This window comes from Chitinophaga sp. W2I13 (assembly GCF_050434005.1).
GTDB lineage: Bacteria > Bacteroidota > Bacteroidia > Chitinophagales > Chitinophagaceae > Chitinophaga.
In genome coordinates this window covers 6,941,409-6,958,956 of the sequence record NZ_JBNPWD010000001.1, presented here as the reverse complement: position 1 = coordinate 6,958,956, position 17,548 = coordinate 6,941,409, and the positions used below count along the sequence as shown (strand labels likewise).

Below are 17,548 nucleotides of genomic sequence, written 5' to 3'. Positions count from 1 at the left end.
GTTATTTATTTTTCAGCAGCCTGTTGTTGACGATCTTCTCCAGTAATTCTTCTTTCTGGTACTTACTGATAGGTACTTCATGATTGCCCATGTGTAATACGTTTCCTTCAATGGCGCTGATATGATTGATGTTAACGAGATAGGATTTGTGTGGTTGCAGGAACTGCCGCGCAGGCAAACTTTCCTGTACCGATTTCAAGGTTGTATGGGTGATGATTTTTTTGTCTGCGGTATAAATCGCCACATAGTTGCCCAATGCTTCTGCAAATAAAATATCATTGAATATTACTTTCTCCAGCTTATTATCTGTTTTTATAAAGAAGTAAGGTTGTTCTTTGCTGATGTGCTGGGAGGAAAAATAATCAAATGCTTTATTGGAAGCTTTGAGGAAGCGGTCGAATGAAATTGGTTTTACGAGGTAATCCAGTACATCCAGCTCGAAACCCTGTATGGCATATTGCTCGTATGCGGTGGTAAAAATCACTTTGGGTGGATTTGGATAGCTTTTCAGGAATTCGATGCCGGTGATATAAGGCATTTCAATATCGAGAAACAACAGGTCCACAGGTTGTTGCTTCAGCAGGGTATTGAGCTGTATGGCATCTTCACAAACAGCTATTACCTGCAGGAAAGGCGTTTTCTGGGCATAACGTTGTAATCCTTCTCCGGCGAGAGGTTCATCGTCAGTGATAATGCAGCGTATCGTTAATTGATCCATTATCGCGTAGTGAGTTTTAGTTCAGCCAAAAAGCTATCTTCTTTAATTTCCGCGGTAAACGTATGTTTACCGGGGTACAACAGTTCCAGTCTTCTTTTCAGGTTATCTAACCCGATGCCTCCTTTTTCCTGGAAGCTAATTTTATCGGGTATTGAATTCTCTACACAAAAAGATATTTCATGATCCTGTTTTTTTAGATCGATATTGATATGAAAATTACCACCAACATATTTAAAGGCATTTTCCACCAGCGGCAGAAACAGCAGTGGATATACCTGTTCATCGTGCAGGGCTTCATCAAAAAATACGTTGAGCTGCAGCCTGCGTGACGACCTGATCTTCTGCAGGGCAATAAAGTTCTGCAGGTATTGTATTTCATTCATCACGCTTACCGTTTGCTGCTGATCGTACAATTGGTAGCGGAGCAGTTCTGAAAAACGTTCCACTGTTTTTTTAGCTGCCTCCACATCCATATCCATCTGGAAATATATTGTGTTTAGCGCATTAAACAAAAAATGGGGGTGGTATTGTGCCCGCAGGAATTTGAGTTCTGTTTGCAGCTGGTCGTTGGTGATTTTCTCCAGCTGCAGCCGGTTATTGATATATGCCTGTAAAAAAGAGTTGCTTCTTCGTACCCCATAGTAGATGAGGCAATATAACAACGGGATCACATTGATATCGATGAGGTCGAACGATTGCAGGCCGTTGTCAGTGAAGGCGGCCATGGGCGTAAAAATGGCGTTTTGTATAAGTTGATTGATGATAAAGACATATAATAATTCCTTCAGGATGATTTTATAAGAGAAGCCGGCCTGGCTTTTTTGATCGAGATAGCGGAACAGGAGGTTGAAGATCCACACAAAAAGGTAGCCCATCAGCATACTGGATCCTATTTCAATCATGTTAACCAGTAGTGGCCGGTACCAGAATTTCATTTCTGTTATGCTGTCCGTAAGCAGGCGGATGGTAAAGTATACCAGCAGGCCATATAACGGGGGAAAGAAATATTTCCAGAATATTTTCATGATAGCTGATTAATTATGCCACTTCAGGTTGTGCCGGTATTAACTTTGTTTCTTTGGACCTGCGATCTTTCCCTTCCCGTGCCGGTGGTTTCATGCCAAACAGGAAACGCATGATGGTAAAGGGTCTGATAAACAAATGGAAGATGAATATACTGATTAAAAAAGTAACCAGAACGGTAAAAGTGTATTTCAGTCCAACGCCATCAGGTACCTGCACCAGGTAATAAGTAAGTATTACAATAACCGTTTGATGCAGGATGTAAAACGGATATACGGCCTGGTTGGCATATGCCAGGATGGGCAGGGGTTTATTGAGATATTTTTTTGCGTAGCCAACAATCGCCAGTACCCACATCCAGGCAACAATGCCGCCTAAAGCCATATATACATAAGTAAAGGGTACATGTTTAGCATTGTCGTTGAAGAGCCAGGGTTCCATTTTATTCCAGCGCAGGTAGTTAATGATCATAAGGCCGGCGAAAGCGATGGCCAGTGAAAACCGGCGGTTCCGTTCCAGGCTGTCCATGAACAGGGGATTGGCAATGCAGATAAATCCTGCCAGTACATAAAACAACCAGTAGAAGAAATAGCCGTAGTCATGTACCAGGTCGCCGGTTTGCGGGAACCAGATGAGCAGAAAGGTGTGCACCAGTGTTCCCGGGATGATGAACAGGTAGATATACCGTTTGCTTCCCATCCAGTTTAATTTTTGAAGTAGATTTTTGCCTTTGCCGGAGATCAGCCATACGAAAACGGGCGCAAAAATGATATCATATACCAGCAGGTAAGCGATAAACCACAGGTGGTGCCAGCTCATGTTGCCGTACGGATAGGCGCCGGTGGTAAACATACTGGTGTAGAAGTCGAAGAAGTTGCCTTTGAAGCCCTGGGTGAGGCGTTCCATGTATACCTGAGGTGGAACAATAATCAGTATGCCCACCAGCAACGGAATAAACAGCCGCCGGAAACGCAGGCCGATAAAGCTGCCGCCGGAATTACGCTGCAGCATAAGATAGCTTACTGTGCCGGAAACAAAGAACAGCAAGGGCATGCGGAAGCGGTGGAGGAAGTCGTTCATTTCAAGCAGCACATTGCTGGTTTCTTTATTTTTTATATGCCATCCCCATTCAGACACATAGGGCATCGCGGAATGGAAGAACAGGACGCCCAGGATAGCGATGATGCGGAGCCAGTCTAAATACGCCAGCCGGGAAGAAGATATTGGTTGCATAGATAATTGTTTAGTGCAAACCTATCTGACCGGCGGTTTTCAGGAAAACATTTTTGACATGTGGACAGTTTCCGGTGTTGAAAAGATCATTTATGTTAAAATACAATAACTTTAAGGCTCGTTCCATTTCTGATATTATGGCTGCTACACCAATCGTCCGTCAATCCTACCGCCTTGAGAAAATCCCCGGGAAAGGTGGATGGACTTTCGCGCGTATCCCCGAAATTACGCCCGATAAAGTGAAAGCGTTCGGATTGGTAAGAGTAAAGGGGTTTATTGACGACCATGAAATAAAAAAATGCCACCTGATGCCTATGGGCAATGGGGTGTTATTTCTTCCTGTAAAAGCAGCTATCAGGAAGAAAATAAAAAAGAAAGAAGGCGATTGGGTGGAAATCACTTTGTTCCGGGATGATGATCCGCTGGAAATACCGGAGGAGCTGAAGGCTTGCCTGGAAGACGAGCCCTCTGCTAACCGTTTCTTTGCATCCCTGTCTGAAAGTGAGCAGAAATTTTATATCGACTGGATTTATTCCGCCAAAAGAACGGAAACGAGAGTAAGCCGTATGACTAAATCGATCATCCGGTTATCGAGGGGACTAAAATTGTATGAAAGGGAAGAAATGTAAACTCAGTTAAGAAAACGAAATGGTTAAAGTATCTTTGATAACCGTTACGCCTAAAGGATACGGGCCCGTTTTATGAGTATTATCCTGTCGCCAGGTAATTATTTTGGCAAAGAACAACAGGTCAGCGAGAATGCGTCTTTCCGGCTGAACATCACGGCATACCAGCCGGATGTGCAGATCCGTGAGCACTATCATGAAAATGCGTACCTGAGTTTGCTGATCAGCGGCAGTTATGAAGAGAGAAGTAAAAAAACGGAGAGCGGGGTGGTTCCCGGCGAAGTGCTTTTCCGGCCGGCCGGATACAGCCATGCCAACCACTTCCAGGCAGTAGGCGGCAGGTGTTTGAATATAGAATTTAAACCAGGCGGATTACAGGAACTGGAACTGGATCATTTGCTTCCCCGCACCGCGGCGATCTATAAAACCGGCACATTCGATTACCTGTACCGCTTGTTGTATGCTTTTGTACAGGATCCGGGCAGTTCATTACCGGAAGAACATATTATCAACTGGCTGTGTGAATATACCAATGACAAAATGCCTGAGCGCCTGCCCTGGCTTCCTAAAGCAAAGCAGATCCTGGAAAATGAATTTGATACCCATCATACTATTCAGTCGTTAGCCGCGCGGGTGTTTGTACACCCCGTTTACCTGGCCCGCGCCTTTAAAGAAAGGGAGGGGATTACGCCCGGCGAGTACCAGTTAAAGATGCGGGTGCGAAAAGCGATGACCTTGTTGTTCACCACTACGTTGCCGGTAACAGATATTGCCTTTACCGCCGGTTTTTCCGATGCTTCCCACCTGGTAAAGTGTTTCCGGTTGTTTTACCGTACTACTCCCCATAAATTCCGGGCATTGCTAAAAAGTTAATCCGGTACCATTTTATTTGTGGCGCCGGCCGTTACTTTGTAAAAAAAGCGTATGCGCCGATTGATCGTCTTTTTATATTTGTTAGCACCGGCATTATTATCAGCACAGCGTAACCTGGATTACCAGTTGCAGGTAAAAGCGGACCTGGTAAAGAAGTCGTTTTTTGTACAGGGCGGATTTAGTTTTAAAACCGACACGGCTGCTGCCGACTCAGTGGATGTTGTCATCAGCCAGGGTGCAGGACCGGTAAGGCTGCAGTTACAGGGTGCTGCCGCCGTAATGGATACCAGCCGCAAGGCTTCCGGGGATATTATTTACCGCTGGCATTTCCGATCGCCGCTGCCGGCAGGAACGGCCCTGCATTTTACCTGTGCGTATGAGCGGGGTGGTGCGCCGGCGTTCCAGTATTATCTCGACAGTACCTTTTGCATGGCTGGCGGCTATGGCGCTGCGTGGTATCCACAGGTTACAGATGGCGCAGGTAATCATACCCGTGGTACCGGCACCATTGCTGTTACCACTTCCGCTAATTTGATGCCTGTAATGGCTGCAAGTAAGGTGACAGTGACCGGACACACCTATACTTTCCATTATGCACAACCGGATATTTTCTCACTTTATATCGGTAATTACACCCGGCAGGAATATAAAGGGCAGCGGTCTTTTTATACTTACAGTTTAAGTAAGGGTGTTGATGGCAACGATTTAAGCCGCAAGTCCGCTGCGGTGCTGGACTACCTGTCTTCACAATTTGGTCCGCTGGACATTCCCAACTTTTCCATTATTGAATACCCCGACTATGTGGCTGAAATCACAGGTATTGGCGGCGCCAGTATTCTAGGTGGTGTGGCCATGCCTACCGGGGCGCTGCGCGAATTTAACTATGCGCTTTTTGGTCACGAGATAGGTCACCAGTGGTGGGGCAATAAAGTGTTATCGGCCGGGACGAAAGGAGAAGCCATGCTCTCGGAGGGACTGGCACAATATGGTTCTTTGCAGGTGGTGAGTCATTTCGACAGCACCCATGCGATGGCCTACCGGAGAACCGGTTACCCCGGTTATATCAGCGATCAGTGTGGGTTGGGCTATCTTAAAAACGTAGCTGCCGGTAATGATGAAGCGTTAGTGTCGCTGTCAGGCAACAATGGTCATACTATTGGCGACAGTAAAGGTTTTCTTGCCCTGGAACTATTATCTAACACCGTTGGTAAGGCCGTATTTCATAAAGCGCTGCGCACGATCGGCGATAAATATAATCGAACCGGCGTTACGTGGGACGGCTTCCAGATGGAAGTGGAGAAAGCGCATGGCAGCAGTTTGCAATGGTTTTACCGCCAGTGGTTTGAGCAGTTGGGCGCACCTTCCTGGCAAAGCAGCTGGCAGCAACAGCAAAACAAACTGCAACTCAGCATTACGCAAAAAGACAGTATATATCATCTTCCGCTAGAAGTGCTGATCACGTATAGCAACGGAACCACTTCACTGCAGCAAGTCACTATCCGCGACCGCAGCAATCAGCTGCAACTGCCGGTTAATGGCGAAGTAAAGGAGGTACAGGTAGATCCTTATTTCAAAGTGCTTCACTGGGACGAAGCGCTAACACCGGAGGCGCTTGCCCAGGCAAAAGTGGTGCGGGTGATGAACCTGCGCCGCCAGCAAAAAAATGACGAAGCAATGCAGTTGGCGCAATCCTATATTAAGGAAGGTTTCCCGGATGACCAGTACGGTGTGGAGTTTACACTTTTTTACCACATGGGGCGTATTGCTGCCATGCAAAATAAACCGGCGGAAGCATTGGCCTATTATGAGCGTGCTTTGCAATGCGTATCACGCGCACCGGACCTGCTGGCTTATACTTATTACCGGATCGCTACGCTGGCTGCTCAAGGGGATGACAATGCGCTGATGCAATGGGCGGCCGCTAACGCTGTGAAAGCAGATGCTGCCCGCAACAAATCAGATGGGATGGAAGCAAAGGTGGCGGGGTTGTTGTCATCGGCAGTGGCGAAAACAAAATGATGAGAACCAATCAGATCAGCGTAACAGGATAGGGGGATACTTTATAGGAGGCGGGGGAAACGCCGGTGAAGGATTTAAATTCCCGGATGAAGTGGGATTGATCGAAATACCCGCATTCATAAGCAATGGCTGTGAGGGAAAGTTTATGTTGCTGCACCAGTTCCAGGCTTTTCTGGAACCGGTGCAGTTTTGTATAAAATTTGGGCGGAACGCCGGTATACTGTAAGAAGAGTTTATGAAGATACCGGGAAGATATAAGATGTTGCCGCGCGATACTTTCAATTTTTGCATCAGCGTCCGGCTGCTTCATCTGGTGGATGATATTGCCCACCATAGCGATGTTCAGCGGTTTCCGTTTTACTTCCTGTAGCCTGTTTAACAGGAATTGTGCCACCAGTTTTATTTGCCGGTCCAGGTTTTCTTCTTCCAGCAGTTTCATATGCAACTGGTGTATGGACTTGCCTAACATATCTGCAGGGTCGTTCACCTGGTCATTCAGCAGCATGATATCTTCCTGCATAAAAAATGCGGCGGTATGGGGGTAAAATCTCACGCCCAGCATTTTATTATAGCTGCCTGCGGCTTTCACGGGAAGGGGACGGGTAATCTGGCCCCAGAGTTCAATTTTAGGGGTGTTTTGAAAGATATTATTGCTGGCTGTTTTCCAGGTGGCTGTTCCCAGATTGAAGATAATTTCCATGTGACCGCCGGGAAATACTACATCGTCGATAGCAGTGTCTGCCTCGGATTCAAAATGGTAGTAACATTTTACATATGGTTTTAACAGTTGTTCCGGAAGGATTTCCCTGTATATCATTTTGGTTGAAAATTGCGGTAACTGCAATTTAAGTAAAATACCGGTTTATAAAAAACGCTGTTGTATCAGTTCCATGAATGCGGGCCGGAATTTGTCGCTTAGCGGAATGCGTTTGCCGGCGATGAACAGGTGATTATCCTGGATTTTATCGATCCGGCTGGTGTTTACAATGTAGGAGTTGTGTACCCTGATAAAAGGCGGCGGCAGCTGGCTGGCAATTTCTTTCAGGCGTTTGTAAACCAGGATTTCTTCCCGGAGTGTAACGATCCGTAGATATTCTTTTTCTCCTTCAACGTATAGTAGTTCAGAGAGTTTAATCTGTTGGAGGGTTTTACCGGTTTTTACAAAATAGTAATCGGCGGAAGGCGCCGGGGCGGCGGTTTCCGGCATACGGGAATGCATAAACGCTGATTCTATTTTTTGCCGGGCCGCCAGGAAACGTTTAAGGGTAATGGGTTTCAGGAGATAGTCGACCGTTTGGAAATTATAACTGGCGGCGGCATATTCCGTATGGGCGGTGGTGAACACAATTTTCATTTCCGGCGGCAGCAGTGCGGCCAGTTCCATGCCATCGAGCCGGGGCATGTTTATATCAAGGAAAATCAGGTCTGCCTTGTTGCTTTTGAGGAACGTCAGCGCTTCCAGCGCGTGATAGCATTTGGCGATGAGCTGCCAGTCGGTGGTTTGCTGAATATGCAGTTCCAGCAAATTTACCGCATTGGGTTCATCATCAACAATGATACATTTCAGGCTCATAACGGAATGGATAAAAAGGCGGTGAAATAATTTTCTGACCGGGCGGTTTGCAGGATAAAGCCGGCGCCATACAGCAGGGTAAGGCGTTTCCGGAGGTTGTCGATGCCGGACCCCAGCGGATGATTATGTACCGGCTGTTGCGGTAAGCTGTTGCGGGTGGTAAAGAGTAACCTGTTTTCCTGTTTCACGAGTGAAATATCAATGTGGTTTTGTAAACTGGTTTTATCGATCCCATGTTTGAAAATATTTTCTACAAAAGTCATTAGTAACATCGGCGGAATACTGCATCCGCCGGGTACCTCGCGGGTGAATTGCAGGTCGATATCATGCCGGATGCGGATGCGCTCCAAAGCTATATAATTTTCCAGGAAGTTTATTTCTGTGAAGATGTCTACCTGGTCCTTCGGACTTTCATCTACAAAATACCGCATGATATCCGACAGCCGCTCAATGAGGGCGGCGGTTCGCGGCGCTTCAAGATAGGCTTCATAATAGATGTTATTAAGGGTATTAAAAAGGAAATGCGGCTGCACCTGTGATTTCAGGAGGTTGAGTGCTGCTTTCGTGTTCTGTAAAACCAGTGCGGCGGCTTGTGCTTTCAGTTCAAAATAAACGATGGCCATCCGGAATACGAAGCTCAGTAAAAATAACATCGGGATGCCGGTCATATACCGGAGCATTATTTTTACGGTAACGGGTTCGGGATGCGAAGTGAACCAGGTGTTGTAGATCCAGCTGAGAAAGAAGCCCCTGGATAATCCTGCCACCAGTAAAAACAGCAGCACGGCTATAACGTATACCACTATACGGCCTTTTAAATAAAGCCGTGGATAGAGCCAGCTGATATTGCCATAAATGACCAGCGCATAAAAAAGGGTGTTCAACAATGAAAAAATGGCGGCCTGCCAGAAGCCATCTTCCGGCAGCATGGAGAAAAACATCATCAGGAAAACAACCAGCCAAAGCGCCCATTGCACTTTTGCGGCTGCCGGCATACGACTTATCAATTGCATGTCTCAATTTACGAAGCTTTTGCGCTCATTAACCCCTGTCCTGTTCAGGATTCAATAAATACCGGTAACGGCTCAACGGGCAGGCCCGGAAATTCAACGAGGGCCGGTGATGGGTAAAACCGCCTGATTATTAAAAATACAGGGGTTGTTATTGAAATCATTTTTTTGACAGACCGGAAACCGGGAATCTTTGAGCATAATTACACGTCCGTATGCCCTCCGGCGGCGGATATTGAAAACTTTAAATTCCCTGATAGATATGCAACCTAAACGTTTCCTGGTCCTTTCGGTACTGTTAGTCACCATTGCCATGCTCCCTGCTTTTGCACAAACCGATACAGTTGATCAGCAACATCACCGGCTGAATACAGCCTTCCTGAAGCCAGGAGTAAAACAATACCTCGTGTACTTCCAGATGCCTTCCCGCAGTAATTGGCTGGACCTGAGCCTGTGGGTGCGGGAGATTGAGAAAACGAGCCGCAACAATGAGCCGGTATTCCGGATCACCCAGCACTGGTATGGGAGCGACACTGCCCGGTATCTCGAAAGCATTTCCTATAACAGCGTGGCCGATTTTTCACCATTATATCATGCACAAACCAGGGGCGGGGAGCAGCAGGCTTATCGCTGGACGGTTAATGGGATCAGCGGTGACACTGCCACCATGAACAATAAAGCGGCGGATTTCAAGCTGGCTTTTGACCGTCCCAATTATAACTGGAACCTCGACATTGAAACGTTTGAGATGCTGCCTTTAAAGGCCGGCAAAACCTTTGTTATCCGGTTTTACGATGCGGGGCTGGAACCTCCTGCGTATGTGACATATAAAGTAACCGGCAGTGAAGTGCTGCAGACATTGGATCAGCGGCCGGTGGACTGCTGGAAGTTGTTAACCGAAGGGGATTCGCCACGGGGGCATTACTCGCAAACTTTCTGGATCAGCAAAGCGGGGCATGAATTATTAAAAGAAGAAGATTCCTTTGGCGGCTTTTACCGGTACAAGGTAAAGCTGCCGGGTGCAGCGCCTTACCTGCAGCCACGTTTTGTAAAGTAACCCCTGTGAATAATTTGCGCCCCGGAAGTCCCGGGGCGTTTTACATCTCCCGAAAACAAACAAATAAGGGTAACTGGTGATAATACTGATTGTCGTAACTTGTATGCTTCATTCCGGACGCATGCAATTACCTCATTAAAAATAAACAGTCATGGATATCCAACAGTTTGAAGACAAGGGATTGGCGCAGTACTCTTATGCTATTTACAGTGAAAAGTCGGGGGAAGTGATTGTGATAGATCCGGCGAGGGATGTTGCGCCTTACCTGGCGTATGCTAAGGCATTGAATGCAAAGATCACCGGTGTTATTGAAACCCATCCGCATGCGGATTTTGTGAGTGGCCACCTGGAGCTGCATGGCGTTACGGGAGCCACTATCTATTGTTCGAAGTATACCCATGCAGCTTACCCGCATGTAACTTTTGATGATGGTATGCGGATGATGCTGGGGGATATTGTGCTGAAAGCATTGAATACACCCGGTCATTCGCCGGACAGCATCAGTGTGGTGCTGGTGTATAAAGCAGAGCCCAGGGCTGTATTTACGGGCGATACTTTGTTTGTGGGCGATTGCGGTCGTCCGGATCTCCGGGAGAATACCGGCAATGTTATTGTGAGCCGCAATGAGCTGGCGAAGCAAATGTATCATTCCCTTCATGAAAAGCTGATGTTGCTGGCGGATGATGTACTGGTGTACCCGGGACATGGCGCCGGTACGTTATGTGGTAAGTCGCTCGGTGATGCCGACAGCAGCACGATTGCTGCCGAGAAAGTGAGCAACTGGAGCCTGCAGCCGCTTACGGAAGAAGAATTTGTGGTGGCTTTATTATCGGAGCAGCCTTTTATTCCAAAATACTTTCCCTATGATGTAGCTGTAAACCGGGAAGGAGCGCCGGTTTTGCAGGCTTCGCTGGATAAAGTGGAGATCGTAAAGGGCACACCAGCGTTTGAAGAAAATATTGTTATAATAGACAGCAGGCCACAGTCCGGTTTTAAGCAGGGGCATTTGCCTAATGCGATCAACCTGCAGAATGGCGGGAAATTTGAAACGTGGCTGGGTAGCATGGTGGCGCCGGAGGAACCGTATTATTTGCTGGCAGAGAATGAAGCGGAGTTGCAGGAGGTGATCCGCAAGGCTGCTAAAATTGGTTACGAGCGTAATATCAGGGCTGCGGCGGTTTATACAAAAGGAGCCGAAATGATGGCGCCCATACCACTGGCGGATTTCCGGGAACATCCGGAGCAGTATACGATTGTGGATATACGCATGCCATCAGAAATAAAAGAGGAACCACTTTTTGAGCATGCGATGCTCATTCCATTGGATCAGCTACGGGAACGGGCATCCGAAATTCCGGCAGATAAGCCGGTGGTAGTGCATTGTGCCGGTGGCTATAGAAGTGCGGCGGGCAGCAGTATTGTAGCGGCCGCATTAAAGACGCAAACGCCGGTATATGATCTGGGTGAAGCAGTGAAAGGATTTATGTCGTAATACACCCGTTATTTGCCCTGTTTACCCCCTGTAACTGTGCTATAATGGTGATATATTTATATCTGCATATGCAATGGAGCAGGCCGCTGTGCGGGGTTTCACTGCATTTATTCTTCACCTGAAAAAATCAGTTATTATGTTTGGGAAAACAAAAGCATTCAGCAGTTTTTCGGTTAATGATCTGCAGCAGGCAAAGAATTTTTACCAGGAAACGCTGGGAATAGAAGTAGTATCAGCCGGCAAAGAGCCGGTGATCACACTTAAAATTGCGGGGATACCATCGGTTTGGATCTATGAAAAACCGGATCATACACCTGCTACCTTTACGGTGCTTAACTTCCAGGTGAGTAATGTGGAAGAAGCCGTGGACCAGCTGACCGCAAAGGGTGTAAAGTTCCAGCAGTATGAAGGGGAACTTAAAACAGATGAGAAGGGAATATTCCGTGGAGGCGGACCGGTGATAGCCTGGTTTGCTGATCCTGCCGGCAATATACTTTCGGTTGTGGAAGAAGGCTAACCCGGTGTTAACGTAATAGCCAATTGTTTTTCCTACTTTTGCCGCTCAAATAAGGAACATTTATGGCTACTAAGATTACTGTTAACAACAATGGTTCACTGAAGATAGAAGGTGAATTTGAGATCGTGGATAAAGACGGCAACAAATACGACCTGGGCGGCCGGGAAGCGGTAGGGATCTGCCGTTGCGGACGTTCTGCCAATAAGCCGTTTTGTGATGGTTCACACAAGGGACATTTTGAGCACGACGCCGTGGCTTTTGCGCTCCCGCCTAAAAAGTAAGGTCACAATGATAACATTCAGGGGCTCCATGCACGTGTTGCATGGAGCCTTTTTATATCTGATCTGGTCGAAATGAGCAGAATTGCATCTGTTTTCAGAAAATAAATCACCGCATTTTTGTGTTACAAATTGCAGTAACATATGGAAGTAAGATTTTTTCAGGTAGATGCCTTTACCAGGCAGCCTTTTAAAGGCAATCAGGCAGGCGTGTGCCTCCTGGAGCAGATGCCGGACGATGAAGTACTGAAAGCCATCGCCGCTGAGAATAATCTTGCGGAAACGGCCTTTTTATTACGGGTGGAGAATGGCTACCACCTGCGCTGGTTTTCGCCGCTGGTGGAAATGGCGCTTTGCGGGCATGCCACGCTGGCCAGTGCGCATGTATTATGGGAAACCGGGCTGGTAACTCCGGATGAAACCATTTCCTTTACCACGCTGAGCGGCCTGCTCACCGCCAGCCGGCAAAACGGTTGGATTACGCTCGATTTCCCCGCCAGGGACCATGAACCCGCTACGCTGCCGGAAGAGCTGCAGCCATTGTTTAAAGACGAGGTGACGAACGTGGTGTTCAGCGTAGATCGATATTTGGTGGAGCTGAAAACGGGGGCTGCTGTGGCCGGCTTTGTGCCCGACAGGAACCTGCTGGCGCCATACCGACTGGTGGTTACAGGAAAGGGTGATGAAGGATCGCCGTACGATTTTATTTCCCGGTATTTTGCTACGCCGGTGGGCGTTGATGAAGACCCGGTAACAGGTTCCGCACATTGCAGTCTGGCGCCATATTGGGCTGCACGTTTGCATAAAAGTGAATTCTTTGCTTACCAGGCATCGCAGCGGGGAGGTGAACTGAAAGTAGTGCTGCAAGGTAACCGGGTATTGCTGAAAGGAGAAGCGGTAACAGTGATAGACGGGGTGTTCCGTTTTTAGCGGAATAAAGAAACGCCCCAATAGCCCAGGGCCAGCCATAGCAGGCCTTTTATAAGGAAGAAAAGAAAGCCCCAGAAGCCGAGCTTTTTTATCCATTTGAGGATCTTTGCTTTCCTGTTATTTTCCGGTGTCATAGCCCTGCAAAATTAAGATTTTTGTGCAGATAAATGTATCTTGCCCGGGTGAATATATTTTGGCTGGCAATTACGTGTATGCGTCGGCGTAATCACCTAATCCCTGTATATGATTTTCAGAGAAGCAACTACTGCAGATATTCCCGGTTTGCAACGGGTACGTGGCGCTGTAAAGGAAAATGTACTGAATAACCCCGACCTGGTTACTACCTCAGATTACATACAATATCTCACTACCGATGGCAGGGGATGGCTATGTGAATCTGCCGGTGTTATTGTGGGGTTTGCCATTGTGGATACACACCGGCATAATATCTGGGCGCTGTTTGTAGACCCGCGTACAGAGGCGGTGGGAGTGGGCAGAGAGTTGCAGCGCCTGATGCTCGACTGGTACTTTGCGGTGTATCAAACATCGTTGTGGCTGGGAACCTCGCCAGGTACAAGGGCAGAGCGGTTTTACACCCGCAGCGGCTGGAAAAATGCAGGGCTGATGAAAAACGGTGAGGTAAGGTTTGAGATGGACCGGGATACCTGGTTGCGCATCGCAGGTGCCGTTTCATGAGCCAGCAACGGCTTTCATGATTGAATAAATGATTTAATACGTACTTTTGCGCTCTTTTAGCAACGATTTTTAAAAGATGCGTGTAGCAGTACCGAATAATAAACTACTGATATCCCTGTTCCTGGGCCTCTGTGGCAGCGCCACTGCGCAGCAGCAGGCCGACTCTGTCCTTATCACCCATCACCTGGATGAGGTGATTGTGCAGGAAAACAGGCTGGCCGCGCCTGTAAAGGCAGTGAACCGTAATATTACCATCATTACCCGCCGCCAGATAGAAGCCATGCCGGTGTCGTCTATCACGGAAGTACTGGCTTATGTGCCGGGACTGGATGTGCGGCAGCGCGGTCCGGGCGGTATCCAGGCGGATATTGGTATCGACGGCGGCACTTTTGACCAGACGCTGGTGCTGCTGAACGGGGTGAAAATAACCGATCCGCAAACGGGGCATAACATCATGAACCTGCCGGTGTCTCTCTCCGATGTGGACCATATTGAAGTACTGAGAGGAGCTGCCGCCCGTATTTACGGAATCAACGCGCTGAATGGCGCTATCAATATCGTAACCCGCAAAGCCACCCAAAGCGGCGCTACCGTTAGCGGCAGCGGGGGTAGCAGCTTCAAAAAGAACGAAAACAATAACCTTTACGGCGCTTACAGCATTGGCGCTACCGGCGCACTGGTAAAGAATGGCGTGAGCCAGTCGCTTTCCGCCAGCCGCAACCAGGGCAACGGCTACCGCTATAATACGGCCTACAGTAACTACCGTGCGTTTTACCAGGCCGCCTTTAACCGCGATACCCTGCACCAGTACAATGTAATGGCCGGTTTTGTAAATAACGGCTACGGCGCCAACGGCTTTTATGCAGCCCCCGGTGATCTGAATTCAGAAGAAACCGTGAAAACCGCCTTCGCCGCCGTAAGCAATACTTCGCGGATCAATCCCAACTGGGTAATGACGCCCAGGGTGAGCTACCGGTACACCAAAGATGATTACATCTACATAAAACCGGATAAATACCGTAATCTTCATAATACCCACGTATTTGATGCAGAGCTGAATAATACGTTCACCACTGCTATTGGTACCATTGGCGCCGGTGTGGAAGGACGTTACGAGCATATTAAAAGTTCTAATCTTGGTAACCACGACAGAACCAACCTCGGGCTGTATGGTGAGTATAAGTCGGTGGCCGACCGCCGCTTTAGTTTCACGATAGGCGGTTATCTCAATTACAACACCGTATATGGCTGGCAGTTTTTCCCGGGAGCAGATGTGGGCTTTAATATTACCCCCGACATAAAACTGTTTGCCAATGCAGGTACCGCTCAGCGCTTGCCTACTTACACCGATCTTTATTATAAAGGCGGTGGTATTATTGGCAACGAAAACCTGGGACCGGAAAAAGCATCGTTTGCAGAAGCGGGGATACGGAAGTTCAGTGGTAAATTTTCTTTTGCAGGGTCTGTGTTCTACAGACAGGTCAGCAACTTTATTGATTTTGTAAAAGATACCGCCGGTGGTGTGGATCCAACAAAGGTTCCGTGGCAGCCGCAGAATTTCCAGCGCGCAGATATGACTGGTTTTTCCCTTAACAGCGGCTATAATACTATTTTCAATAGTGGTTCGCTGTTTAACAGCTTTGGTGTAAATGCCGGGTACAATTATCTTTCTCCATCCTTCAAAGGGGATGCGATCACAACGAAGATTTCACGGTATGTCATTGAAAGTTTGCGGCACCAGTTCACCGCCAATGTACGTACGGATATCGGCCATTTCAGTGTTTCTGCTGCAGCGCGTTATTGTATGCGGGTAAATTATAAAGATTATACGCTGGTAGATGCGCGTATTGCGTATAGGCAACCACGTTACCAGATCTATGCAGATGCCAACAATCTGCTGGATGTAACCTATGTGGAAGCAGGTGCAGTGCCTATGCCTGGCCGCTGGATAACGGTGGGGGGCAAGGTGAGCTTCTGATAATAACTTATAGAAAAAAGCTGTCTCAAAAGGAATTTTGAGACAGCTTTTTTTGCAATATCATTTAGCGGACATATACTGTTGCCTGGATTGTTGAATGCCACTCATATTAGCGATGGCCCATTGTTCAAGACCTGTAATATGTGGTAAAAGGCTTTCGCCCATAGCCGTTAAGGCATATTCAACCCTGGGAGGAATTTCGGGATACATTTTACGGGATACCAATCCATCTTCCTGCAGCTTTTTAAGCGTTACGGTCAACATCTTTTGCGAGATATCTCCAATCATCTCATGCAGTTGGTTAAAACGCATAGTTCCTTTCTCTCCCAGGGTACTGATAACGAGTACCGCCCATTTGTCGCCGATCCGGTCCATCAGTGTTCTGACCGGGCAAGGGATGGATTTATCAAATTTTTTATATTCTTCTATCATGTCAACAGATTGATTTTTAGTATTACTTACCCGGAGGTAATTGGCACACCTGTTAGTGCCTTATTGTTTGATAATCAATTGTTTAATAGCTTTGACTTACCAAAGGTAACTAACATACGATTAGTATGTAAAGGTAGTTACATACTGGTATTATTAAAAATTTAAAACTTAACATAATGATTCTTGTAACAGGCGCCACCGGCCATTTAGGAGCAGCGGTGATCGATTTTCTGCTGAAGAAAGTTCCCGCTAACCAGATTGCGGCATTAGTAAGAGACGAAGCAAAAGCCAGTGGATTAAAAGAAAAAGGTATTAGCATAAGGGTTGCCAACTATCACAATTATCCCTCTTTGGTACCGGCTTTTAAGGGCGTTGATAAAATATTGCTGGTATCTTCCAGTGATTTTAATGATCGTGCCGGTCAGCAGATCAATGTGATCAATGCCGCTAAGGAAGCAGGTGTGAAACATGTTATTTATACCAGCGTTGCGACCAATGCTCCAACTACCACCGTTATTCCTATGGTGGTAGACTCACACATCGCTACCGCTAACCACCTTAAAGCATCCGGGTTGACCTATACGCTGCTGAACAACAATCTGTATGCAGATGTATTGCCCATGTTTCTTGGAGAAAAGGTAGTGGAAACCGGTGTTTTCATTCCGGGTGGAGAAGGCAGGGTGCCTTATGCATCCAGGTTGGATATGGCAGAAGCGGCGGCTAATGTGCTTGCCGGAACAGGACACGATGATAAGGAATATACCATTGCATCTGATGTTACTTATTCATTTGCTGATATTGCGCAACTATTATCTAAACTGGCTAATAAGCAGGTAGTTTATGTTGACGCCCCGCATGATGCGTATACAGCTGCTTTAGCGAAAGCGGGCGTACCACCGGCGTATGTTGGCGTTATGTCGGGCTTTGCAGAAGCAATTAAAAAGAATGAGTTCAATCTGCCAGGTACTGAATTGGAAAATTTGTTGGGCAGAAAACCAGCTTCCCTGGAAAGTTATCTGCAAAAGACTTTTTTCTAAGCATTGGTTTACTTCAATAACAAAAAGCTGTCTCAAATTTATTTTGAGACAGCTTT

19 protein-coding genes are annotated in these 17,548 nt (G+C 47.2%); 11 read left to right on the top strand and 8 right to left on the bottom strand.

Features of this window, described 5'->3' with window-relative positions:
- Position 1: 1 nt before the first annotated feature.
- Genes QFZ48_RS28540 through QFZ48_RS28530 form a run of 3 tightly spaced genes read right to left on the bottom strand, consistent with a single transcriptional unit; the run spans position 2 to position 2,974 of the window.
- Entirely contained in the window at positions 2–718 is a 717-nt protein-coding gene (locus QFZ48_RS28540) for a LytR/AlgR family response regulator transcription factor (RefSeq protein WP_429064857.1), read from the bottom strand.
- Entirely contained in the window at positions 718–1,743 is a 1,026-nt protein-coding gene (locus QFZ48_RS28535; protein WP_429064855.1) for a sensor histidine kinase, read from the bottom strand. The genes QFZ48_RS28540 and QFZ48_RS28535 overlap by 1 nt, the downstream gene beginning before the upstream one ends.
- Positions 1,744–1,756: 13 nt before the next feature.
- Positions 1,757–2,974, bottom strand: a complete 1,218-nt coding sequence (locus tag QFZ48_RS28530; protein ID WP_429064854.1) for an acyltransferase family protein — start codon at positions 2,972–2,974, stop codon at positions 1,757–1,759.
- 137 nt (positions 2,975–3,111) lie between these two features.
- Between QFZ48_RS28530 and QFZ48_RS28525 the strand changes: the two genes are divergently transcribed.
- The 3 genes from QFZ48_RS28525 (at position 3,112) to QFZ48_RS28515 (ending at position 6,492) form a co-directional block, all read left to right on the top strand.
- Entirely contained in the window at positions 3,112–3,603 is a 492-nt protein-coding gene (locus QFZ48_RS28525) for a DUF1905 domain-containing protein (protein WP_429064852.1), read from the top strand.
- Positions 3,604–3,675: 72 nt separating this feature from the next.
- Complete coding sequence (locus QFZ48_RS28520; protein WP_429064850.1) at positions 3,676–4,473, top strand: helix-turn-helix transcriptional regulator; 798 nt, start codon at positions 3,676–3,678, stop codon at positions 4,471–4,473.
- A 51-nt stretch (positions 4,474–4,524) separates the two neighbouring features.
- Positions 4,525–6,492, top strand: coding sequence for a M1 family aminopeptidase (locus tag QFZ48_RS28515; RefSeq protein ID WP_429064848.1), 1,968 nt, complete (start codon positions 4,525–4,527; stop codon positions 6,490–6,492).
- 10 nt (positions 6,493–6,502) lie between these two features.
- Here the strand turns inward: QFZ48_RS28515 and QFZ48_RS28510 are convergent, their stop codons facing one another.
- Genes QFZ48_RS28510 through QFZ48_RS28500 form a run of 3 tightly spaced genes read right to left on the bottom strand, consistent with a single transcriptional unit; the run spans position 6,503 to position 9,078 of the window.
- The gene (locus QFZ48_RS28510) at positions 6,503–7,309 is read right to left on the bottom strand and encodes a DUF6597 domain-containing transcriptional factor (protein WP_429064846.1); all 807 of its coding nucleotides are present in this window, start codon (positions 7,307–7,309) and stop codon (positions 6,503–6,505) included.
- Positions 7,310–7,354: 45 nt separating this feature from the next.
- The gene (locus tag QFZ48_RS28505; RefSeq protein WP_429064845.1) at positions 7,355–8,065 is read right to left on the bottom strand and encodes a LytR/AlgR family response regulator transcription factor; all 711 of its coding nucleotides are present in this window, start codon (positions 8,063–8,065) and stop codon (positions 7,355–7,357) included.
- Entirely contained in the window at positions 8,062–9,078 is a 1,017-nt protein-coding gene (locus QFZ48_RS28500; protein WP_429047499.1) for a sensor histidine kinase, read from the bottom strand. Before QFZ48_RS28500 ends, QFZ48_RS28505 begins: the two co-directional genes overlap by 4 nt.
- A gap of 259 nt (positions 9,079–9,337) precedes the next feature.
- Here QFZ48_RS28500 and QFZ48_RS28495 point away from each other — a divergent pair, with 259 nt between their 5' ends.
- The 5 genes from QFZ48_RS28495 (at position 9,338) to QFZ48_RS28475 (ending at position 13,349) form a co-directional block, all read left to right on the top strand.
- Complete coding sequence (locus QFZ48_RS28495) at positions 9,338–10,132, top strand: hypothetical protein (protein ID WP_429047502.1); 795 nt, start codon at positions 9,338–9,340, stop codon at positions 10,130–10,132.
- 151 nt (positions 10,133–10,283) lie between these two features.
- Positions 10,284–11,624: an MBL fold metallo-hydrolase gene (locus QFZ48_RS28490; protein ID WP_429064843.1), complete on the top strand. Its 1,341-nt coding sequence runs from the start codon at positions 10,284–10,286 to the stop codon at positions 11,622–11,624.
- 136 nt (positions 11,625–11,760) lie between these two features.
- On the top strand, positions 11,761–12,141 hold the full coding sequence (locus tag QFZ48_RS28485; RefSeq protein WP_429064841.1) for a VOC family protein: 381 nt from the start codon (positions 11,761–11,763) through the stop codon (positions 12,139–12,141).
- Positions 12,142–12,203: 62 nt separating this feature from the next.
- Positions 12,204–12,422 carry a CDGSH iron-sulfur domain-containing protein gene (locus QFZ48_RS28480; protein ID WP_370910235.1) on the top strand — a complete coding sequence of 73 codons (219 nt, stop codon included), beginning with the start codon at positions 12,204–12,206 and terminating at the stop codon, positions 12,420–12,422.
- Positions 12,423–12,563: 141 nt separating this feature from the next.
- Positions 12,564–13,349: a PhzF family phenazine biosynthesis protein gene (locus QFZ48_RS28475; protein ID WP_429064840.1), complete on the top strand. Its 786-nt coding sequence runs from the start codon at positions 12,564–12,566 to the stop codon at positions 13,347–13,349.
- Here the strand turns inward: QFZ48_RS28475 and QFZ48_RS28470 are convergent.
- Positions 13,346–13,483: an alanyl-tRNA synthetase gene (locus QFZ48_RS28470; protein WP_370910237.1), complete on the bottom strand. Its 138-nt coding sequence runs from the start codon at positions 13,481–13,483 to the stop codon at positions 13,346–13,348. The two genes, QFZ48_RS28475 and QFZ48_RS28470, sit on opposite strands and share 4 nt — an antisense overlap.
- Positions 13,484–13,592: 109 nt before the next feature.
- On the opposite strand from QFZ48_RS28470, the gene QFZ48_RS28465 reads away from it, so the two are divergent.
- On the top strand, positions 13,593–14,045 hold the full coding sequence (locus QFZ48_RS28465) for a GNAT family N-acetyltransferase (RefSeq protein ID WP_429047511.1): 453 nt from the start codon (positions 13,593–13,595) through the stop codon (positions 14,043–14,045).
- A 76-nt stretch (positions 14,046–14,121) separates the two neighbouring features.
- A complete protein-coding gene (locus QFZ48_RS28460; protein ID WP_429064838.1) occupies positions 14,122–16,023 on the top strand; it encodes a TonB-dependent receptor plug domain-containing protein in 1,902 nt (633 codons plus the stop codon).
- A gap of 60 nt (positions 16,024–16,083) precedes the next feature.
- On the opposite strand, the gene QFZ48_RS28455 is transcribed toward QFZ48_RS28460, so the two are convergent.
- Complete coding sequence (locus QFZ48_RS28455; protein ID WP_429047514.1) at positions 16,084–16,455, bottom strand: winged helix-turn-helix transcriptional regulator; 372 nt, start codon at positions 16,453–16,455, stop codon at positions 16,084–16,086.
- Between the two features lie 176 nt (positions 16,456–16,631).
- On the opposite strand from QFZ48_RS28455, the gene QFZ48_RS28450 reads away from it, so the two are divergent.
- The gene (locus tag QFZ48_RS28450) at positions 16,632–17,492 is read left to right on the top strand and encodes an SDR family oxidoreductase (RefSeq protein WP_429047515.1); all 861 of its coding nucleotides are present in this window, start codon (positions 16,632–16,634) and stop codon (positions 17,490–17,492) included.
- Positions 17,493–17,548: the final 56 nt, after the last annotated feature.